The sequence below is a fragment of the Mangrovibacter phragmitis genome, from assembly GCF_001655675.1.
Lineage (GTDB): Bacteria > Pseudomonadota > Gammaproteobacteria > Enterobacterales > Enterobacteriaceae > Mangrovibacter > Mangrovibacter phragmitis.
In genome coordinates, this window is the sequence record NZ_LYRP01000049.1 from 69,525 (window position 1) to 91,842 (window position 22,318).

A 22,318-nucleotide genomic window follows, 5' to 3' on the forward strand; every position below is an offset into this window, starting at 1 on the left:
GCAAAAAATAAAAAATATCGATTTTTGTTAACTCTATGCAAAAATGATATGGATTTCGGAGGGGAATAATATGCCAGCAATCAATTTACGCCATATAGAGATCTTCCATGCAGTAATGACAACCGGCAACCTGACTGAGGCAGCAAGGCTACTGAGCACCTCTCAGCCGACAATAAGCCGTGAGCTGGCGCGTTTTGAAAAAATCGCTGGCCTGCAATTATTCACCCGGGTTCGTGGGCGGTTGCACCCCACAGCGCAAGGCCTGCGGTTGTTTGAAGAAGTTCAGCGTTCCTGGTATGGGCTTGACCGTATTATTGATGCAGCTGAGAGTTTGCGTGAGTTTCGCCAGGGGGAACTGTCGCTGGTGTGTTTACCTGTTTTTTCCCAGTCGCTGCTACCCACTTTAATTCAACCTTTTCTGGCGCGTTACCCTGAATTAAGCCTGACCATTGTTCCCCAGGAATCGCCCGTGCTGGAAGAGTGGCTGTCTGCCCAGCGCCATGACCTGGGCTTAACAGAAACCACCAGTACACCGGCAGGGACATCGCGCCAGACGCTGGCAACACTCAATGAAGTATGTGTCCTGCCCGCCAGCCACCCACTGGGAAACAAACCTTGCCTGGAGCCAGCTGATTTTAGTGGCGAAAACTTTATTAGTTTGTCTCGCCAGGACAGCTATCGCCAGTTGCTGGATGCATTGTTTCAGGAGCATAACGTTAAACGCCGCATGGTGGTGGAAACCCACAGTGCGGCGTCCATTTGTGCCATGGTGAAAGCGGGGGTGGGAGTTTCGGTCGTGAATCCTTTTACCGCCCTGGATTATGCCGGGCGCGATATCATCGTCCGGCCTTTTAGTGTGGACATTCCTTTCACAGTGAGCCTGATTCGCCCACTACACCGCCCTGCTTCTGCCCTGGTTGACGCCTTTAGCGCTCATATGTCCCAGGCCATAACCTCTGTCACGCAGCCACTTGCATCCTTGCTTAAACAGGGCAATCCGCCAGCATAAACCCCAGGGCATCTTCAACATGAATCGCAGTGGTATCAAAGACAGGCAGGGGAACATCTTCCTGCTTTATCAATAAACCGATTTCCGTACAGCCGAGAATAATCCCTTGCGCTCCGCGGGCAATCAGGCCTTCGATGGCGCCCAGAAAAGCGGTTTTCGCCTCGGGAGTGATTTGGCCCATGCACAGTTCATCAAAGATTATCCGGTTAATGTTCTGGCGTTGTTCCGGGGGTGGGACCAGGCACGCCAGGCCAAAATTTTGTGCCAGGCGGCCTGTCAGGAAATCCTGCTCCATGGTATAGCGCGTACCCAGCAGCCCCAGGCGTTGAATTCCTGCTCTGGCAATGCTGCGCCCTGTCGCATCGGCAATGTGCAAAAATGGCAATGTACAGGCGGATTCAATCTGGTCTGCAACCCGGTGCATGGTATTGGTACACAACACAATACCCTGCGCGCCAGCTGCCTGCAGGCCCTGTGCAGCACTGGCAAGAATTTCCCCGGCTTTTACCCACTGCCCTGATGCCTGGCAAGCCTCAATTTCATAAAAATCAACACTATGTAATACAATTTTTGCGGAGTGCAGTCCACCCAGCCGGGCTTTAACACCTTCATTAAGTAACTGATAATAAGGTAGAGTGGACTCCCAGCTCATACCGCCAATAAGGCCCAGTGTTTTCATCCTTCACCTCCTGTTAATTCTCCACAGACTACCCTGTTCAGCTAAGTAATAAAACGTGATCCCACTTCCAAATCCCTGGAGCATCGTTTCTTTTCTCAGTTGAGTACTATAAAATAATTGAAACAATGTTTCACTATCATGGAATCCACACATGTTTACGTTTATCAAAGAAACCGAACTTGAGGACCTGGGCGCAGGTGTTTCCCGCCGTATTCTGGCGCATGATGGCAATATGATGGCAGTTGAAGTGCATTTTGAAACAGGCGCTGTCGGCCCAATGCATAATCACCCCCACGAACAATTAACTTATGTTCTGGCTGGCGAGTTTGAATTCACCATTGGTGATGAAACCCATGTGGTTACCGCTGGTGATACGCTCTACAAGCAGCCTAATATCATGCATGGCTGTGTCTGCCTGAAAGCCGGAAAGTTACTGGATACCTTTACACCAATCCGGCAAGATTTCCTGAAATAAGCGGTTTGGCAGGCCGGGCGTCAGATTACCGCCAGGCCTGTGCGCAGGCGGCATTAAATTCCGGATTCTTTTACCGGGTCCGGATTCCACCCCATTATACGCGCCCGTTGTTGTTGCACGGCCTGTTTACCCAGCACCCACATACAGAAAGCGCATGCGCCAAACAAAGCCGCAATCACAGCCACAAAGGGCTTTGAAATACCGTCTTGTTTGATGGGTAAAGAAGGGGACATTTGATAGCGGAAAGGAGAGAAATCAATCTCCTTAATTTTTATCGCTTCCAGTTGCGACAGGACATGCTGCTGATTCAGCAGATCAGCATTAAGTTCCGCAACATCATGAATCGACTTCTCTATATCGAGTTTTGCTGCCAGGCCACGGGCCCCAAGGGCGATGCTGAAATCAGGGTCATCATTCACCGCCTGCCCATTGCTATAAACCGGTTCTTTGATACCTGCGGCATTTGCGACGGCCAGAGAATAATTCAGGCGCTGAATCGCTACATTGTGTGCATTTTCCAGCCGCGTGCGTTCCAAATCGAGTTGGTGTTGTTTATAGCGGATTGTAAGTGCCTGTTCGTCCTGAAGGGTTTTCACTTCTTCCGCCACTACCTGGCGCATCACATATTCGATGTACCCGGTCAGCACTTGCTGTGCTTCCTGCGCATCGGGTGCGGTAAACTTCAGTGTCCAGGATTCATATGGGCTGTTTTCAGAGCGTTTCACATCGATATTAGCCGCAGATGTTATCTTGCCCGAAACCAGAACCACTGAGCGGTGTAATTCCTCTGCACTGTATTTCGCCCCATTTAATTGAGACAAAATAAAAGGGGAATGGGACAAATAACTCGCTTTCAGTGTCTGTGAGTCAAACTTCGTCAAAAAGGATTTGAACAACTTTTGCGAGTCTGCATGGCGCTCCACACCCAACACGTTCAGGTGAACCAACTGACTCCTCAACGCTTCAAACTGAGCACTTTCGGCGGGTGTGATAACTGCCTCGCTGGTCCATTTTTGCGGCAACAGAAAAGTCACTGCCACACCAATGAGCCCACACAGGAATGTAAACATAATTAACTGTTTTTTAACCTTCCCAAGCAAGGAAAGTAACGCAATCAGGTCAATTTCATTCTCTGAGCGAGGTAAAGCAAGCGATTCATTCCCATTAAAAAAATCAGTTTTCCCCTGATTTTTCAAAACACTTTGCACTGTCATCATATCCCTCTAAGGTTTTTGCTACTGGTGTACACGCATCCTGCAATATCGCTTTATAATGTTATACAAAACAAAATTTCAATAAAATTATTCCGTATAATTCATTAACAACAATATTTTACATCACTAAACACACTGAAAATAGGAAAAAACGCTTACACCACTAAAAATAGTTGAGTTTAATGTCTTCCTCCACAGCTCGCCCATGTGGGCAAAAACCTCTGTCACTTCAAATTTTCGAAACATCGTTTCGACTTCGATCACATTTCCATTAAACAGCGAATGACGGAAAATAAAATAGCAATAGAATAAATTAAAACGCTGTTTTACAAACATGAAATAGCGGTTCATTTAAACCTGTACGCACTGTCTTTCCTGTTACAGGACAAAGAATTGAAATTGTTTTGCACAGTGCTGGCCATGCCAGCACTCACCGCTACAGCGCACCTGCGGCGCGCTGTACAGCAGTAAGCAGCCGTTTCTCTAATTGTTTGCCAGGTAGGTATATTATGAATGAAAACAAGCTTCTGGGTCTGGCCTGGATATCGCCCTATATTATAGGGTTGATAGTCTTCACGGCCTTCCCATTTGTTTCATCGTTTTTTTTAAGCTTTACCGATTATGATTTAATGAACCCGCCCACATTTAACGGTATTGAGAATTATCGTTACATGTTCCTTGAAGACGGCCTCTTCTGGAAATCAATGGGTGTCACCTTTGCCTATGTATTTATTACTATTCCGTTAAAATTAGCCTTTGCCCTGGGGATTGCGTTTGTTCTTAATTTTAAATTACGCGGCATTGGCTTTTTCCGCACTGCTTACTATATACCGTCCATTCTTGGCAGTTCTGTTGCCATTGCGGTTTTGTGGCGGGCACTGTTTGCGATTGATGGACTGCTCAACAGCTTTATCGGCTTTTTTGGTATGGATCCCATCAACTGGCTTGGCGAACCTTCACTGGCACTGATGTCGGTTACCTTGTTACGCGTGTGGCAATTTGGTTCAGCGATGGTTATTTTCCTGGCCGCACTACAGAATGTCCCGCAATCTCAGTATGAAGCAGCCATGATTGATGGCGCGTCTAAATGGCAAATGTTTATCAAAGTGACCGTGCCACTGATTACGCCGGTAATTTTCTTTAACTTCATCATGCAGACCACGCAGGCATTCCAGGAATTTACCGGCCCTTATGTCATTACTGGCGGTGGGCCAACATATTACACCTACTTATTCTCACTCTATATCTACGACACCGCGTTTAAATACTTCGATATGGGCTACGGTGCCGCGCTGGCGTGGGTATTGTTCCTGGTCGTCGCGTTATTCGCCTCTATTGCATTCAAGTCTTCAAAATACTGGGTGTTCTACTCTGCCGATAAGGGAGGCAAAAATGGCTGATATCCAGCATAGCCCGATGTCGTCGCAAAAACTCTCTCATGCTGAGCGGGAAGTTCAGCGTACTCTGCGACGGGAAAAAATAAACGCGTGGGTCCGTTATGTGATTCTGATTTTTGTCGGTTTATTAATGCTTTACCCACTGGCATGGATGTTCTCGGCCTCTTTTAAACCGAACCATGAAATCTTTACCACGCTGGGTTTATGGCCTTCAAATCCGACATCAGACGGGTTTATCAATGGCTGGAAAACCGGTACCGAATACACCTTTGGTCATTACATGCTCAATACATTTAAGTATGTCATTCCTAAGGTGTTGCTGACCATTATCTCTTCTACTGTGGTTGCCTACGGCTTTGCCCGTTTCGAGATCCCCTGGAAGAAATTCTGGTTTGCCACATTGATTGCCACCATGTTGCTGCCAAGTACTGTTTTGCTGATCCCACAGTATTTGATGTTCCGTGAAATGGGCATGCTGAATAGCTATTTGCCACTGTATCTGCCACTGGCATTCGCGACCCAGGGGTTCTTTGTCTTCATGCTGATTCAGTTTCTGCGCGGTGTCCCGCGCGATATGGAAGAAGCAGCTCAAATTGATGGTTGTAACTCCTTCCAGGTGTTGTGGTACGTGGTGGTGCCAATTCTTAAACCCGCCATCATCTCCGTCGCGCTGTTCCAGTTTATGTGGTCAATGAACGACTTTATCGGCCCACTGATTTATGTCTACAGCGTGGATAAATACCCCATTGCACTGGCGCTGAAAATGTCTATCGATGTTACTGAAGGCGCGCCGTGGAATGAAATTTTGGCAATGGCGAGTATCTCCATTTTGCCGTCAATTATTGTTTTCTTCCTGGCCCAACGCTACTTCGTTCAGGGCGTTACCAGCAGCGGAATTAAAGGTTAACGAGGGAATATCATGGCTGAAGTTATTTTTAATAAGCTCGAAAAAGTCTACTCCAACGGCTTCAAAGCGGTACATGGTATCGACCTGAAAATCGCAGACGGAGAATTCATGGTCATCGTCGGCCCGTCAGGTTGTGCTAAATCGACAACCTTGCGCATGCTTGCGGGGCTGGAAACCATTAGTGGTGGTGAAATCCGCATTGGTGAAAAAGTGGTGAATAACCTGGCACCTAAATCGCGCGGAATAGCGATGGTATTCCAGAACTACGCGCTCTACCCACATATGACGGTGCGCGAAAACCTGGCGTTTGGCCTGAAGTTAAGCAAGTTACCAAAAGAACAGATTAATGCGCACGTCGACGAAGCGGCCAAAATTCTCGAGCTTGAAGACCTGCTCGACCGGTTGCCGCGCCAGTTATCAGGCGGCCAGGCTCAACGTGTTGCCGTTGGCCGCGCCATTGTTAAAAAACCGGATGTTTTCTTGTTTGACGAACCACTGTCCAACCTTGACGCCAAATTACGCGCCTCCATGCGTATTCGTATTTCTGACTTGCATAAGCAGTTGAAGAAAAGCGGTAAACCTGCAACCACTGTCTATGTCACACACGACCAGACAGAAGCGATGACCATGGGTGACCGTATTTGTGTCATGAAGCTCGGCCATATCATGCAGGTAGATACACCGGATAACCTGTACCACTACCCGAAAAACATGTTTGTCGCGGGCTTTATTGGTGCGCCGGAAATGAATATCAAACCGTCAAAACTGCTGGTGCAAAATGACCGGCTGCATATTCGTGTCGGTGAAGACTTACTGGAACTCAACGACACACAGCAAAAGAAACTTGCCAGCTATAAAAACCAGGATGTGTTCTTCGGTATTCGCCCGGAATTTGTCTCCATTGCCGATGAACCCTTTGGCGGTAGCCACACAACCGGCCAAATGGTGCGCGTAGAAAACATGGGGCATGAATTCTTCGTCTATCTGAAAGTAGGTGACTTCGAGCTCACTGCCCGTATTCCTTCAGATGAAGCCAAACCGATTATTGAAAAAGGGCTTCATCGCCAGGTGTATTTCAAATTCGATATGAATAAATGCCATATCTTTGATGCAAAAACAGAACAAAACCTCTCTCTCTGACAGGAGTCATGATAATGAAAAAAATGTTATTGGGTGCCCTGATTACGACAACGCTGGCAATAACCGCCGGCCAGGCTTTTGCTGAGCAGGTGAATCTACGTATGTCCTGGTGGGGCGGTAACAGCCGACATCAGGCAACGCTTAAGGCACTCGACGAGTTTCATAAGCTGCACCCGGATATCAATGTTAAAGCGGAATACACTGGCTGGGACGGACATTTATCCAGGCTGACTACTCAGATTGCCGGGCGCACCGAGCCCGATGTCATGCAAACAAACTGGAACTGGTTGCCTATTTTTTCTAAAGATGGCACTGGTTTTTATGACCTCAACCAACAAAAAGATGTACTGGATTTGTCCCAGTTCTCGGCAAAAGAACTGCAATCCACCACCGTTAACGGCAAGCTCAACGGGATCCCGACATCGGTGACAGCCCGCGTCTTTTATTTTAATGACCAGACCTGGCAAAAAGCGGGTATCACCTTCCCGAAAACCTGGGATGAGCTGATGGCTGCCGGGAAAACATTTGAAACCAGGCTGGGTAAACAATATTACCCGGTAGTACTGGAACACCAGGATGTTCTGGCACTGCTTAACTCTTATATGGTGCAAAAATACAATATTGCCGCCATTGATGAGAAAACCAAAAAATTCGCTTACACCAAAGCACAGTGGGTAGAATTTTTTGAGATGTATAAAAAACTTATCGATAGCCATGTGATGCCAGACACCAAGTACTACGCTTCGTTTGGCAAGAGCAACATGTACGAAATGCGCCCGTGGATCCAGGGTGAATGGGGTGGCACTTATATGTGGAACTCCACAATCAATAAATATTCCGACAATCTCCAGCCACCAGCCAAACTGGTTCTGGGGAGTTACCCCATGCTGGAAGGCGCAACGGATGCAGGCCTGTTCTTTAAACCTGCTCAGATGTTCTCAATTGGCAAATCCAGCCAGCATCCAAAAGAAGCGGCTATGTTGATTAACTTCCTGCTGAACAGCAAAGAAGGTGTGGAAGCACTGGGGCTGGAGCGCGGTGTTCCGTTAAGCCATGCGGCAGTAGAGATCCTCACGGCAGATGGTTCAATCAAAGACAGTGATCCGGCTGTTGCCGGGCTGAAACTGGCTCAATCACTACCAACCAAACTTTCTGTCTCACCTTACTTCGATGACCCGCAGATTGTGGCGCAGTTTGGCACCACTTTGCAGTACATCGATTATGGACAAAAAACAGTAGCCGAAGCAGCGGCGGATTTTGAACGCCAGTCGGACCGCATTTTGCGGCGGGCCATGCGTTAATCACACGTCGGGTTGATGTTTGCCAATGGCTATCCACTCACCACCCTTATTTGCGGGCAGTGGTCCGGATAACTGAACACCGAATTACCCTGCCTCATATGGGGCAGGGTATTTTTTTACCTGTAAGGAGATAACATGGCTAAAGGAAGAAAAGTGCATCTTTCGTTTCGCCGCAGCATTGACCGTGAAACAGGCCACGAGGTTGTACGCTTAACGCCCCCGCATGTTATTTGTCATCGCAATTATTTTTACCAAAAATGTTTTACCCGGGATGGGCAAAAAATTGTCTTTGGCGGCGCATTCGAAGGCCACTGGAACTACTATCTGCTGGATCTCAATCGTGAAATTGCCACCCAACTGACTGAAGGCAATGGCGACAATACTTTTGGTGGTTTTTTATCCCATGATGACCGCCATTTATGGTACGTCAAAAATAAACGCGAACTGCGTAAAGTCTGCCTTGAAACCTGGGAAGAGCAGTGTGTCTACGAAGTGGATGCCAACTGGGTTGGCTACGGTACCTGGGTTGCCAACAGCGATTGCAGCCAGCTTGTCGGTATAGAAATCCGCAAGTCGGACTGGCGGCCACTGACCGACTGGCAAAAATTCCGCGACTTTTGGTACACCCGCCCGGAATGCCGGTTAATTCGGGTCGATTTACATTCTGGTGAACGCCATGTGGTGCTACAGGAAAAAAACTGGCTTGGTCACCCAATCTGGCGGCCAGATGACAACCAGACAATAGCGTTTTGCCATGAAGGACCACGCGACCTGGTCGGCGCCCGTATGTGGCTAACTGACCCACAAGGAAACAGGGTACGCAAAGTGTGCCAGCCGCAACCCGGTGAGAGTATGACTCATGAGTTTTGGGTGCCCGATGGAAGTGCGCTCTATTATGTCACGCACCATGAAGATGATGCCCACCGCTATTTATGCAGCGCAGATCCTGAAACCCTCGAGAACCGCAGGCTGAGAACTATCCCGCCCTGCTCCCATTTAATGAGCAGCCATGACGGGCGCTGGGTTGTGGGAGACGGTTCACCACATAAAACGGGTGCCACTGAGCTCAATGATCCGTTTATCTGGGTGTTCGATCTGCATAAAGGTAGCCAGAAGGCCATTTGTCGCCATGATACATCATGGAAAGTGCTGGAAGGCAACCGCCAGGTCACTCACCCACATCCGTCGTTTTCACCGGATAACCAGTGGGTTTTATTTACTTCAGATGCTGAAGGAATGCCTGCGCTGTGGCTGGCACATGTATAGTACCGTTAACCTTACCATGAGTCTGATGACAAACCTCATATCCGCACAGAACGAGAGGATATCACCCAATAAAAAACCAGGAAAATCAATTTATTGATTTTCGGCTGCTGACTAAAAAGAAGGAAAAACCACGCTTTTTCCTTCTTTTTCATCAATCTGATCACCTCCTTATGGCGGTGGCTCATGGATAATAAAAAGCCTCTGCCCGGTGTCCCGGGCAGAGGCTTTTTAGAGGTAGAAAAGCGAATTAACGTGCCAGCCAGCCACCGTCAACAGCAACGGTATAACCATTGATATAATCTGACGCTTCAGATGCCAGGAATACTACCGGCCCCATCAGATCACCTGGCTGGCCCCAACGCCCGGCAGGGATGCGGTCGAGGATTTCAGCGCTACGCTGTTCATCGCTACGCAGCTGCTGGGTATTGTTGGTTGCCATATAACCCGGCGCGATAGCATTCACGTTGATATTGTGTTTGGCCCATTCGTTCGCCATCAAACGGGTTATGCCCATAACGCCGCTTTTGGATGCAGTGTAAGACGGCACGCGGATCCCGCCCTGGAAAGAGAGCATGGAAGCGATGTTGATAATCTTGCCGCCTTTACCCTGAGCAATAAATTGTTTCGCAACAGCCTGAGACATAAAGAAGACGGTTTTGATGTTCAGATTCATCACGTCATCCCAGTCTTTTTCGCTAAATTCAATAGCGTCCTGGCGGCGAATCAGACCTGCGTTGTTGACCAAAATATCGATATGGCCAAATTCAGCAACAGCACGCTCCAGTAATGCCGGGATCCCTTCAATCTGGCGCAGATCCGCAGTCAAACTCAGGAAACGACGCCCCAGAGCAGCCACACGCGCGATAGTTTCTGTTGGTTCAACAATATTGATACCAACGATATCGCAGCCAGCTTCAGCCAGACCAATCGCCATGCCCTGACCAAGCCCGGTATCACACCCGGTAACCAGAGCGACTTTACCTTCTAAAGAGAATGAATTCAGAATCATAAGTAAGTTTCCTTTTAGAGCGCATGTTGCGAACGGGCGTTTCACGCGACATCAAATATGAATAGTTCAGTTAAACAGTGCATTAGCTTAAACGGCTCGCTTCAGGCACATGCGGTAACGGCTATCTGATGAAGCTGAAAACCCGTATTCCCTTAACACCGTTTAGTTTGTACGCTCATCTTAGACGGCTTGAAATACCATTTCAATTCTTATTGAAACGTTGTTTCAATTTTTAAGCATGTTATTTTCATTTTTGATATTCTGATCACGGTTAGGTACAGCGCATGAGGTTCTACAGAGGAATAACACACCACAGAAAGTAACGCCGCCCTGCCAGGCAGCAACAATTCTGCTATTTCACTGGCAATTTGCGCCAGTAATCACATAAAATGAAACGATGTTTTGATAAATTACCAACTTGTTTTTGAACTTGACCGTTACATGGGTATACCCACAGATTTTCCGGCTACAACATGAAGCTGATGTAACAGGTAACCTGATGACTGAAGGGTATAAAACTGGAATTTTGAGGAGTTAATTATGGCTAAGGGCATGCAGATTAAACTTCAGTACGAGGTGTATACTGACCCCGATACCGGTGCAGAGATTACCCGGTTAACACCACCTGAAGTCACTTGCCACCGCAACTATTTTTACCAGAAATGCTTCACCAACGATGGCAACCGCTTACTCTTTGCTGGCGCTTTTGACGGTAACTGGAATTACTATTTACTGGATATTGGCAAATCGGTAGCTACCCAGTTAACTGAAGGTACGGGCGACAACACCTTTGGGGGCTTTCTGTCACCTGATGATCAATTCCTCTATTATGTTAAAAATGAACGGGCACTGTTGCAGGTCAACCTGGACACACTGGCTGAGCGTGAAGTTTACCGTGTGCCGGAAGAGTGGGTAGGTTATGGTACCTGGGTTGCCAACAGTGACTGTACTAAACTCGTCGGTATCGAAATCGCGCAAAGTGACTGGGTACCACTGAATGACTGGAAAATTTTCCATGACTTCTTCCATAAAGGCCCACACTGCCGCCTGCTGCGCGTTGATTTAACAAGCGGCGAAAGCGCAGTCATTCATGAAGAGAAGAACTGGCTCGGTCACCCTATTTATCGCCCGTTTAACGATAAAACCGTGGCATTCTGCCATGAAGGCCCCCATGACCTGGTTGATGCCCGCATGTGGATGGTTAATGAAGACGGCAGCAATGTACGTAAAGTCAAAGAACATGCGCCAGGCGAAAGCTGCACACATGAATTTTGGGTGCCAAATGGATCTGCACTGGTTTATGTTTCCTACCTGAAAGGCAAACAGGGCCGTACAATTTTCAGCTACGACCCAGATACCGGTGCCAATGTTGCACTGATGCAGATGCCAGCATGTTCTCACCTGATGAGTAACTTTGATGGTACCCTGATGGTGGGTGATGGCTCAGGCACCCCCGTTGATGTAAAAGATACCAGCGGCTACACCATTGAAAATGATCCGTATTTATATGTGTTCGATGTAGCGAAAAAAGCCTGCTTCCGTGTTGCACGCCATGATACATCCTGGGACACCTTCGAGAACAGCCGCCAGGTTACCCACCCTCACCCGTCTTTTACACCAGACGACAAAGCCGTGCTATTCAGCTCAGATAAAGATGGCAAACCTGCACTGTATATCGCAAAACTCCCGCAACAACGCGAGTATTTACCTGCGTAATAACGCCTGTGTAACTGTTGTATTCTAAAATATGCACTGCCCTTGCCCCCATATTTATGGGGGCTTAGATTGATGAAAAAGAAGGAAAAAGCGTGGTTTTTCCTTCTTTTTAGTTAGCAGCCGAAAATCAATAAATTGATTTTCCTGTTTTTTTATTGGGTGACACCCTCTCGTTCTGTGCGGACATGAGGTTTGTCATCAGACTCTGCCCCCATATTTATGGGGGCTTTTTTATGTTCGCGGCCCACAAGCCGCGGTAAGTTGGATTCAATCCACCACCAGTTGAACGGGCAGAAGTCAGAAGTCAGAAGTCAGCATAAGAAAACAGACAGACAAATACTCACACAAACTCACAGCCATACTCAGCAAAAACATCAGCTAACTATTTATGCATTTAAAGGTTTTCATTAAATAAACTACAAAAAAAAGCACTCCCTGCGGAATGCTTACCTGAATACCCGGTATTACAATGTGGCGTCAAGAAAGTAAAGTCAGATGCTCTGTATCCTCAGTCTGCATTACAAGTTTATTAGTAATACCGGCATGACAGTCAATAGATTTAAAATGCGTACCTATCAGGAAAAAGGGTAATAACGCAACCTGGCATTTCCAACAAAGGAAATGTTTATTTCATGCATAATAGCACCACCTGTATTTCATGGCGCATTATGCATTTCAAAAAGAGAATATAGCAGCAGATAATTTATTACCTGCTGCCTGTTATCAGAAGGAATATGCAACCCCTACGCGGTAGCGAGTCTGGCGTTCATCCGTTTTCGAGCTACCGGAAATGTTGCCCAACTCAGCATATGGCGCCCAGTTTTTGTCCAGTTTATACGCGACTTTCAGGTTGTATTCTTCAGAGTATTTATTGTTATTAGAGCGAATATTATGCTCACTGCGTGCATACAGATAGTTCAGCTCGGCACGCCAGTCACCCAGAACATACCCCACCCAGACATCACCACGGTTTACCTTATCATCATCTTTATTGGCATTATCCGGATAACGCGTATATTCAAAGCGATAACGCGCAGCAACATACACCCCATTATCAAAGCTATATTGTGCGTGCAGGAAAGGCTTATAGGTTGATTTGCTGTCATTACTGTCAAGGTTCATACCAGGTGTCAGCGCAAAGTTCTTATTTGCACGCCAGCGCCAGCTGATTTGCTCTTCATGACCATTAGCAATGATATCGGTAAAAGGCTGGTCCTGATTGGTACCACCTGATTTCCATTTGGCTTCAACACTAAACCCAAAACCATTCGCAAAGCGGTGAGAAACAGAAACGCGGTCCGCATTACGGCCATCATCACGGTATTCATGACGCATATCTACCGTTACCGCAGAAGCCGCAAAACTTGCCCCACATAATACGACCAAACCCAGAGTTTTTCTTAACATGTTATATCCCCACTATTGAAAAACTGTTTCATTTTTATGGAATGTGATTTTATTTTTAAATAAATACTATTTTAGTGATCCGCATCAGAATTAATGACCAGTAAATTGAACCAATATCCCATTCGTGACATGAGTCATAATTTCTACTCAAAAAACAAACAAACCCCCTCTAAAAATCGCAACAAACAACCTTAAATGCATAAATGAAATAATATTTCAATTAAAAAATACGGATCGTTATCGCACTTTTTTAGTACAATTAAAAATACTTAGCTGGCTAATTTTCAGGTTTTCATATAAGGCGGGAAAGATACAAAGAGAAGCAATGCATGGCAGGTTTAAAAGCTAATATCTGGTAAATCTGTCATGCAATAGTGTGATGTCGAATTGCTACCACATACGATGAAGCGACAACAACCCGTGTTTTGTCAAAAAGGAATAATAATGAAAGCGTTGTGGTTTTCACTCCAGGAGTGTGGAATGGAAAAATAAAAGTATGAAGTATGAAAAAAACGTGTGAAGTATGAAATATTACGTAGCGTGATACAGGTAGTGCAATTGCTGTGAACACGCTAATTAAGCGAAAAAACAGACGTTATCAGTGTGCTGTGCCATCGAGAAATAACTGGCAACGACTGCCAGAGCCTTAGCGTTCTACTGCAAGTGCAACCCCCTGCCCCCCGCCAATACACAAGGTAGCCAGCCCTTTACGCGCTTCACGTTTCTTCATTTCATGCAGCAGAGAAACCAGAATGCGGCAGCCAGACGCGCCAATCGGGTGCCCCAGAGCCAAAGCCCCACCATTGACATTCACCTTACGGGTGTCCCACTCCAGGTGGCGGCTGACCGAGATCATTTGTGCAGCAAACGCTTCGTTGGCTTCAATGAGATCAAGTTCCTCCAGTGCCCAACCAGCCCTCTCAAGGCAACGCCGGGTAGCATGAACGGGAGCGATTCCCATAAATGCCGGGTCCACCCCGACGCTGGCAAACGCCTTGATGCGAGCCAAAACAGGTACACCTGATTGCTGTGCACATTCAGCACTCATCATCATAACAGCAGCGGCTCCATCATTAATTGACGATGCATTCCCTGCAGTCACGCTGCCCCGCACATCAAAAGCGGGTGAAAGTGCTGCCAGCAGCTCAGCACTGGACTGGCGCAACGGTTGTTCATCACTCTCGACCAGCGGCATTGTGCTGCCTGGCGCAGAACTGACTGGTACTATTTCGTCGCGAAAGCGCCCACCATGAATTGCTGATAATGCTTTTTGATACGAAGCCAAAGCCCAGTTATCCTGCTCCTGGCGGCTGATACCAAACTCACGCGCCAGGTTTTCTGCTGTAACACCTATATGATAATCATTAAAAGCATCCCACAGCCCGTCATGAACCAGGCTCTCCACCACCTGACCATTATCCAGACCACCTGCTGCTGATCCTTCCAGAAGTAGCTGAGGTGCCCGGCTCATATTTTCCTGTCCCCCCGCTATCACGACGTCCGCTTCACCACACTGAATCGCCTGGGTTGCGAGGTGTAATGCCTTCAGGCCCGAACCACAAACATCATTGATAGTAATGGCAGAAACAGTACAGGGCAGGCCACTTTTCAGGGCTGTTTGCCGGGCAGGATTTTGCCCGGCTCCGGCGGTGAGTACCTGCCCCATAATCACTTCATCCACCTGCCCGGCAGAAACACCACTGCGTGCCAGCAATGCCTTGACAACCAGGCTCCCCAGTTCAACAGCAGAGAGGTGAGATAATGCCCCCTGGTAACTGCCAATGGGTGTACGAACCGCACCAGTAATCACAACATCCCGCATAGCTGAACACTCCCTAAGTAAGATCCTGTTTTATGGTAAAGCAACAACTGCAGGTTATTTTTAAAATCTACGTAAAAAGTGAACAACATCACGATTACAAACAACCCCATTCCCTGGTCCTTTCAATGCTACCCGAGCACCATAAATCTTATTTCTGGTCAAAGAAAACCGTAATGTCTGCGTAACCGCCTCCATTTTATGAAGCAGCTCGCTTTTTCCGGTGCAATTCAGGCCGATGATTTTCTGAGAAAAGACACTAAAAACAGGCCAGTTTCAGGAGGACATCATGACGCAATTCACGGACATTCAGGCTTTTCGTAAGGATCTGACGAATGCGGTACTGTGCTGGCTGGCAACGGTTGATGCCAGCGGTGCCCCTAATGTCTCACCCAAAGAGATGTTTTCCTGGGATGGTAAGCAACAAATTGTGATTGCTGATATTGCCTCTGCCCGCTCTGTTGAGAATATCCGTCAGCAGAACAAGGTGTGCCTGAGTTTTATTGATGTGTTTCGCCAGAGAGGGTTCAAAATTACCGGAAATGCCAGCATTATACCGTCAGCTGATTCACGCTTTCCTGCAGTGGGGCGCGATGTTCTGGCACGCATCAAAGGTGAGTTCACAGTACAAAATCTTATCGTTGTGACGATTGAATCGGTTTCCCGTATCCTCGCTCCCAGCTACTTTACCTTGCCAGAGCGTAATGAAGAAGCGCATATCCGTCAGACACTGGAGTCTTACAGTGTGAACCGATTGCTTTATGGTAAATAGCTAAATTTCACTAAGAAACTCAATACGAAGTGGCAACCACCCGGTCAAAAACCGGGTGGCACAGTGTCAAAAATACTGTGGTCAAAATTTAGTGTGCATTATTATTCAACCCACCTCCCAAAGATTCCCACAGCGTAATACGGTTTTCAAAATCGGTTTGTTGCAGTGCAATTAACGATTCCTGAGCGGACCATAATGTCCGTTGCGCTGTCAGTACGGTGAGGTAGTCACCGCTACCTATTTGGTAACTTTTTTGCGCCAGTTCCAGCGTTTTCTGTGCCGCAGCCACATAGCCACGCTGGGCATCCATTTGTTCATCCAGGGTTTCACGGCGCGCCAGCGCGTCCGCCACATCTTTGAATGCACTCTGAATCGTTTTCTGGTAAGTCGCCACCAGACCTTTTTTCTCAGCCTCAGCGTAGTGCAATTGAGCCAGGTTCTTGCCTCCACTGAAAACAGGCAGACTAATCGATGGCGCAAAACTCCACACTTTCAGCCCATGGTTGAACAACCCGGACAGGCTGTCACTGCCCACACCAGCACTGGATGTCAGCGAAATAGTGGGGAAAAAATTGGCTCTGGCGGCACCAATATCGGCGTTGGCGCTCAGCAGGTTATGTTCGGCCTCCTGCACATCCGGGCGGCGTAACAGGACCGTTGAAGAGACGCCTGCAGGCACCAGTTCAATGCTGTTGTTGGCAAGCTTACTCAGCTCATCAGGCAATAGCGTGTCCGGTACCGGTTCACCAACCAACAAATCCAGTGCATTTTTATCCTGCATCACCAGTGTTTTGTAACTGGCAACGCTGGCACGGGCTTCCTGCCACACTTCCTGTGCTTCGGAAACATCCGTTGCCGCAGCCGTGCCAACGTCATGTTGTTTGCGGGTAATTGCCAGTGATTTTGCCGCACTGTCCATGGTGCTTTGCGCTAATGCCAGGTTGCTCTTATCTGCTGCCAGAGTAATCCAGGCCGTTGTGGTTTCAGAGATCAAGGTCAGCCGGGTATCTTGCGCTGTGTATTTACTGGCAAGCCAGGTTTCTTTTTCCGCCCGGCTCAGGCTCTGGTTATAACCGAATAAATCCAGTTCAAAGCTCGAAACCGTTCCTTCCGCACTGGCGCTGGTAGACACACCATTACTTGTCGTCCGGCTGCGGGTCACATCAAGCCCCGCATCCAGTGAAGGGAAAAGTGACGCACGTTGTTCAACATACAGAGCACGAGCAGCGTCGATATCGGTAATGGCCTTCTGTAAATCGCGGTTGCTGGCAAGGGCACGTTCCACCACCTGTTTCAGCCGCGGGTCATTCACAATATGCTGCCAGTCTTTCAACACCACTGGTGCTGCGCCATGCTGGCTGGCTCCCGGCCAGGTGCCGGGCACCGCAGATGCCGGGCGTTGATATTTCGGGTCCAGTGAAATACACCCGGCTAACAACAACGATAAAGCGATAACGGTAATTCGCGGTAACATGGGTTACTCCTGAACGGAACGGCGGCTGGCAAACAAGTGTTTCACCAGCACAAAGAACAAAGGCACAAAGAAGATAGCCAGTAACGTTGCGGTCAGTGTTCCGCCAATAATACCGGTTCCGATTGCAATACGGCTGTTCGCCCCGGCACCGGTTGCTATCGCCAGCGGGAAGACCCCGGCAATAAAGGCCAGTGACGTCATCATAATCGGGCGTAAACGGGTGCGGGCTGCCTGAATAGCTGCTGCACTCAATGACATTCCTCGTTTCACTCCGGCTTCAGCAAACTCCACTATCAAAATGGCGTTTTTCGATGACAGCCCGATGGTCGTCAGCAGCCCTACCTGGAAGTAGACATCGTTATCCAGGCCACGCAGCGTTGCTGCCAGAGTGGCACCCAGTACTCCCAATGGAATCACCAGGATGACAGAAAATGGCACAGACCAGCTCTCGTACAATGCCGCCAGACACAGGAACACCACCAGAATAGAAATGGCATACAAACTGGTTGCCTGCCCACCAGCCATTTGTTGCTGTAATGACAACCCACTCCATGCCCAGGTGGACCCTTTCGGCAATTTATTCGCCAGCTCGGCTATTTTGTCCATTGCTGCACCAGAACTGTAACCGGGGCTGTTATCCCCCTGGATTTCATACGCAGCATTACCGTTATAACGCACCAGAGCTTCCGGCCCGTAAGTCCAGTGAGTGGTAGCGAAGGCTGAAAACGGCGTCATGGTGTCACTGCTGTTGCGTACATACCATTTGTTGAGGTCAGACGGTTTGGAGCGGAACTGTTTATCCCCTTCGATATACACTTCTTTGACGCGTCCACGGTCAATAAAGTCGTTTACGTAGGTACCGCCCCAGGCGCTGGACAATGTATCTGTCACATCACTGAGTGTCAGCCCCAGAGCAACTGCTTTATTGTTGTCGATATCAACCTGCAACTGAGGCATATCCGGCAACTCATTAGCGCGTACAGAGGACAATTCAGGGCTCTTATTCGCTTCACTGATAAGCGTATCGCGCAGTTTCGCCAGTTCAGTGCGGTCGGTACTACCAGATGCCATCAGTTCAAAGGTAAAACCACTACTTTGCCCCATCCCGGAGACAGACGGAGGCACCATCGCAAAGACATGCGCATCACGCAGTCTGGAGAGATCATGCATCGCTCGCAGAGCAATGCTGCTGGAAGTGTTTTCTGCGCCTTTACGCTGGTCCCAGTTTTTTAATGCCACAAAGGCCATACCCGTGTTCTCACCGCTACCAGCAAAACTAAACCCGGTAATGGTGAAGATAACATCGGTATTGGCCCTTTCCTGGTGTAAAAACCAGTCGCTCACTGCTTTGTTAACCTGGTCAGTACGGTGCGCGCTGGCCCCTGAAGGCAATGTATACTGCACCATCACCTGCCCCTGGTCTTCAACGGGTAAAAAACCGCCCGGAAGATGCAGCAACAGAAAGCCCATCGCGCCTGCCAGCACGACATACACCACGGCCAGGCGCAGGGGTTTACGCAACACACCCAGTACGCGGTGGCGGTATTTACCTTCAGTTGACTGGTAAAAGCGGTTAAAACCGGCAAAGAAGCCTTTCGAATGCGGGCGGCTGTGTTGCAGGATACTGCCGCATAGCGCCGGTGTCAGCGTCAACGCAACCACTACCGAAAGCACCATGGCAGAAATAATAGTGACAGAAAACTGGCGGTAAATAACCCCAGTCGCACCGCCAAAAAACGCCATAGGCAAGAAGACGGCAGACAACACCAGAGCAATCGCTACCAGCGCACCAGAAATTTCCCCCATGGATTTTTCTGTTGCCGCTTTCGGCGAAAGCCCCTCCTCACGCATTATTCGCTCGACGTTTTCCACTACAACAATGGCATCATCCACCAGCAACCCGATGGCGAGCACCATCCCAAACAGAGTCAGGGTGTTGATAGAGTAACCAAATATGGCCAGCACACCGAAGGTACCCAGCAAAACTACCGGCACAGCGATCGCAGGAATCAGCGTTGCGCGGAAGTTTTGCAAAAACAGGTACATAACAGCAACCACCAGAATGATGGCTTCAAACAGGGTTTCCACCACATCATGAATGGACAGGCGAATAAACTCAGTGCTGTCTTTCGGGTATGCAACTGCATAACCTTCCGGCATATTGCGCTGGTATTCCTGTATTTTGGCCTTCACCAGCGCTGCGGTATTCAGTGCGTTAGCGCCAGGTGCCAGCATAACTGCCACACCAGCGGCCGGGTGGCCATTCAGCCGCGCCTGAGCAGTATAATCTTCACTGCCCATTTCCACCCGGGCAATGTCTTTTATTCGCACCACCGAGCCATCTGACTCGCTTTTCACAATAATATTGCGGAATTGCTCTGGTGTTTGCAGACGAGACTGGGCGCGTACAGTCGCGGTAAATTGCTGGCTGTCTGCAGAAGGCATGCTGCCGATTTTCCCGGCAGTAACCTGAACGTTCTGCGCTTTAATTGCCGTTTCGACATCGGACGGCATCAATGAGTAAGCAGCCAGTTTTGCCGGATCCAGCCAAATACGCATAGCATATTCCGCACCGAATACCTGCACACTCCCGACACCATTAAGCCGTGACAACGGGTCCTGCAGGTTGCTGACCAGCCAGTCCGAAACATCAGAGCTACTGGCTTTGTCGGTTTTATCATAGACCGCAGCAATCATCAGGAAGTCACTTTGGGTCTTGGTTACGGTTATCCCTTGTTCCTGGACTTCCGTTGGCAAGCGCGACTCAGCCTGTTGTACTTTATTTTGTACCTGCACCTGTGCTGTATCCGGATTCGTTCCCTGAGCAAAGGTCACGGTAATTTTCACACTACCATCGGAACTACTGGTGGATGAAAAATAGAGCAGGTTATCCAGCCCGGTCAGTTGCTGCTCAATAACTTTGGTAACACTGTTTTCCAGTGTATCGGCAGATGCTCCGGTATAGGTGGCTTTAATTTGCACGGAAGGAGGCGCAACATCCGGATATTGCGCAACCGGTAATGTCCGAATGGCAATGGCGCCTGCCATCATAATTAAGATGGCTATCACCCAGGCAAATACCGGGCGATTAACAAAGAAACGTGAAAACATCAGTTCGCCTCTCCGCTCAGTTTCACTTCAACTGGTTTGACGGTTTGGCCCGATGTCACTTTATCACTGCCTTCCACCACAATCCGGTCACCTGATTTCAGTCCACTCAACACCACCCAGTTGGTACCATCAGCCTCGCCAGTTTTAAGCGTACGCAATTCCACTTTGTTATTGGCATCGACTACATAGGCTGTGGCTTCACCTTTCGGATCACGGCCAATCCCTTTTTGCGGTGCGAGAATGGCATTCTCAACAACACCTTCATCAATACTTGCGCGCACAAACATGCCGGGGAGTAAAATATGCTGAGGGTTAGGGAAGACTGCACGCAGCGTAACTGAGCCAGTCGAGGTATCCACTGCCACTTCAGTAAGTTCAAGGTGCCCTTTCAGCGGATAAGTGCTGCCATCTTCCAAAGTAAGTGTCACGTCAAACGTATTGCTGTTTTGCGCCAGCGCCTCTTTACGCAGGCGTAGCAAATCCGCACTGGAGCGCGTCAGATCAACATACATCTTGTCAAGGCTGTAAATCGTAGTCAGTGCGGTGGTCTGAGAAGCACTGACCAGTGCGCCGGGTGTAACCGACGAAATACCAATTCGCCCGCTAATTGGCGCAGTGACTGTTGTCCAGTTCAGGTCAATGCGAGCCGCTTCTGCCGCTGCTTTTTTCTCTTCAAGCGTTGCTTTATCCACACCACAGGTTGCCACTGCGTCATCTGCATCCTGCTTTGATACCCCGTCAACTTTCACCAGTTGCGAATAACGGCGTGCTTTTTGGCAATCGCCCATCATTTGCGCCTGTGCTGTTTTTTGCGCCGCAATAGCTTCATCATAAGCCGCACGATAGCTGGACGGGTCTATCTGGTATAACGCCTGCCCGGCTTTGACGTCCTGGCCTTCGGTAAACAATCTTTTCTCAATAATGCCGCCAACCTGAGGGCGCACTTCGGCACTAAGCGTCGCGGTAGTCCGCCCGGTCAGTTCGCTTTTCAGGGTGTAAGGCTGTTGTTGTAAAGTGACCACTCCCACTTCGGTTACTGTGGAGGGTCTACTGGCGTTATCCTTGTTATCACATCCGAACAATAAACATACGGATAAAAGGTAAATACCACGAATTTTCATAATTCCTCTAACTCACACCCAAAGGCGCAAACAGCAAAAAGGAACCCTATTGAAAATCAGATAAATCAAATCATTAAACCGGCCTTCGCCAGCTCTGCTGGCACAATACCAGCAGAGAAAATCCCGTTCAGGGAAGAAATATTATTCAGCAAAGGGGTTTTCCCCGCTGTTATAAAATAGCCATTACGTAGAGTGCGTCTTTGTCGTGACAACTGCGTACCCGCAGCCAGGAAAAACTACCTGTAGATCAACAAATAGCTACTTACGAAATAATTACCTGCTTTGGTTTTCAGGGATAGCCAGCAATAACGCCATCACCAAGACTATTCTCATCTTATTTATTTTCACGATGCTGCTAATTATGAGAATTTTCATTCTCATTTTGTAGCTATTTGTGCCAATTCATAAAATGTCACGTTCCGGTACTTTTTACTGACAGAGACTTCAGAATATCTCGCATTTAACTTCATACTTTCTGCCATATTGCCGTTACAGGGGGTG

At 48.3% G+C, this 22,318-nt stretch carries 17 protein-coding genes; 9 read left to right on the forward strand and 8 right to left on the reverse strand.

The genetic code is table 11. From position 1 onward, the window contains the following. Positions 1-70: 70 nt before the first annotated feature. Positions 71-1,009 (forward strand): LysR family transcriptional regulator, encoded by a 939-nt coding sequence (locus A9B99_RS21530; RefSeq protein ID WP_064601135.1) that lies wholly within the window; start codon positions 71-73, stop codon positions 1,007-1,009. Here A9B99_RS21530 and A9B99_RS21535 read toward each other — a convergent pair. Beyond that, complete coding sequence (locus tag A9B99_RS21535; protein WP_064601137.1) at positions 984-1,688, reverse strand: amino acid racemase; 705 nt, start codon at positions 1,686-1,688, stop codon at positions 984-986. The genes A9B99_RS21530 and A9B99_RS21535 overlap by 26 nt on opposite strands. Before the next feature lie 151 nt (positions 1,689-1,839). Here A9B99_RS21535 and A9B99_RS21540 point away from each other — a divergent pair, with 151 nt between their 5' ends. Next, positions 1,840-2,163 carry a cupin domain-containing protein gene (locus A9B99_RS21540; protein WP_064601138.1) on the forward strand — a complete coding sequence of 108 codons (324 nt, stop codon included), beginning with the start codon at positions 1,840-1,842 and terminating at the stop codon, positions 2,161-2,163. A gap of 53 nt (positions 2,164-2,216) precedes the next feature. Here A9B99_RS21540 and wzz(fepE) read toward each other — a convergent pair whose 3' ends face one another. Further along, entirely contained in the window at positions 2,217-3,380 is a 1,164-nt protein-coding gene (gene wzz(fepE) / locus A9B99_RS21545) for an LPS O-antigen length regulator Wzz(fepE) (RefSeq protein ID WP_082917934.1), read from the reverse strand. Positions 3,381-3,886: 506 nt separating this feature from the next. Here wzz(fepE) and A9B99_RS21555 point away from each other — a divergent pair. From A9B99_RS21555 to A9B99_RS21575, 5 genes are all read left to right on the forward strand, one after another. After that, entirely contained in the window at positions 3,887-4,777 is an 891-nt protein-coding gene (locus tag A9B99_RS21555) for a carbohydrate ABC transporter permease (RefSeq protein WP_064601142.1), read from the forward strand. Beyond that, complete coding sequence (locus A9B99_RS21560; protein ID WP_064601144.1) at positions 4,770-5,681, forward strand: carbohydrate ABC transporter permease; 912 nt, start codon at positions 4,770-4,772, stop codon at positions 5,679-5,681. The genes A9B99_RS21555 and A9B99_RS21560 overlap by 8 nt, the downstream gene beginning before the upstream one ends. Before the next feature lie 12 nt (positions 5,682-5,693). Further along, positions 5,694-6,821: an ABC transporter ATP-binding protein gene (locus A9B99_RS21565; RefSeq protein WP_064601146.1), complete on the forward strand. Its 1,128-nt coding sequence runs from the start codon at positions 5,694-5,696 to the stop codon at positions 6,819-6,821. A gap of 14 nt (positions 6,822-6,835) precedes the next feature. Then, a complete protein-coding gene (locus A9B99_RS21570; protein WP_064601148.1) occupies positions 6,836-8,122 on the forward strand; it encodes an ABC transporter substrate-binding protein in 1,287 nt (428 codons plus the stop codon). A 135-nt stretch (positions 8,123-8,257) separates the two neighbouring features. Further along, complete coding sequence (locus tag A9B99_RS21575) at positions 8,258-9,388, forward strand: oligogalacturonate lyase family protein (protein ID WP_064601150.1); 1,131 nt, start codon at positions 8,258-8,260, stop codon at positions 9,386-9,388. Between the two features lie 247 nt (positions 9,389-9,635). Here A9B99_RS21575 and kduD read toward each other — a convergent pair whose 3' ends face one another. Next, positions 9,636-10,397, reverse strand: coding sequence for a 2-dehydro-3-deoxy-D-gluconate 5-dehydrogenase KduD (gene kduD / locus A9B99_RS21580; protein ID WP_064601152.1), 762 nt, complete (start codon positions 10,395-10,397; stop codon positions 9,636-9,638). A gap of 540 nt (positions 10,398-10,937) precedes the next feature. Between kduD and A9B99_RS21585 the strand changes: the two genes are divergently transcribed. Further along, positions 10,938-12,113 carry an oligogalacturonate lyase family protein gene (locus A9B99_RS21585; RefSeq protein WP_064601154.1) on the forward strand — a complete coding sequence of 392 codons (1,176 nt, stop codon included), beginning with the start codon at positions 10,938-10,940 and terminating at the stop codon, positions 12,111-12,113. Positions 12,114-12,836: 723 nt separating this feature from the next. Here A9B99_RS21585 and A9B99_RS21590 read toward each other — a convergent pair. Together A9B99_RS21590 and A9B99_RS21595 are read right to left on the reverse strand one after the other, a co-directional pair. Continuing rightward, positions 12,837-13,520, reverse strand: coding sequence for a porin (locus A9B99_RS21590; protein WP_064601156.1), 684 nt, complete (start codon positions 13,518-13,520; stop codon positions 12,837-12,839). A gap of 646 nt (positions 13,521-14,166) precedes the next feature. Then, positions 14,167-15,342 carry an acetyl-CoA C-acetyltransferase gene (locus A9B99_RS21595; protein WP_064601158.1) on the reverse strand — a complete coding sequence of 392 codons (1,176 nt, stop codon included), beginning with the start codon at positions 15,340-15,342 and terminating at the stop codon, positions 14,167-14,169. Positions 15,343-15,628: 286 nt separating this feature from the next. Here A9B99_RS21595 and A9B99_RS21600 point away from each other — a divergent pair, with 286 nt between their 5' ends. Beyond that, the gene (locus A9B99_RS21600; protein ID WP_064601160.1) at positions 15,629-16,111 is read left to right on the forward strand and encodes a pyridoxamine 5'-phosphate oxidase family protein; all 483 of its coding nucleotides are present in this window, start codon (positions 15,629-15,631) and stop codon (positions 16,109-16,111) included. A gap of 88 nt (positions 16,112-16,199) precedes the next feature. Here the strand turns inward: A9B99_RS21600 and A9B99_RS21605 are convergent, their stop codons facing one another. From A9B99_RS21605 to A9B99_RS21615, 3 genes are read right to left on the reverse strand one after another with little or no spacing between them, the layout of a single operon-like run. Continuing rightward, the gene (locus tag A9B99_RS21605) at positions 16,200-17,585 is read right to left on the reverse strand and encodes an efflux transporter outer membrane subunit (RefSeq protein ID WP_064601161.1); all 1,386 of its coding nucleotides are present in this window, start codon (positions 17,583-17,585) and stop codon (positions 16,200-16,202) included. Between the two features lie 3 nt (positions 17,586-17,588). Then, positions 17,589-20,696 (reverse strand): efflux RND transporter permease subunit, encoded by a 3,108-nt coding sequence (locus tag A9B99_RS21610; protein ID WP_064601162.1) that lies wholly within the window; start codon positions 20,694-20,696, stop codon positions 17,589-17,591. Continuing rightward, complete coding sequence (locus tag A9B99_RS21615) at positions 20,696-21,817, reverse strand: efflux RND transporter periplasmic adaptor subunit (protein ID WP_064601163.1); 1,122 nt, start codon at positions 21,815-21,817, stop codon at positions 20,696-20,698. The genes A9B99_RS21610 and A9B99_RS21615 overlap by 1 nt, the downstream gene beginning before the upstream one ends. Positions 21,818-22,318 lie beyond the last annotated feature (501 nt).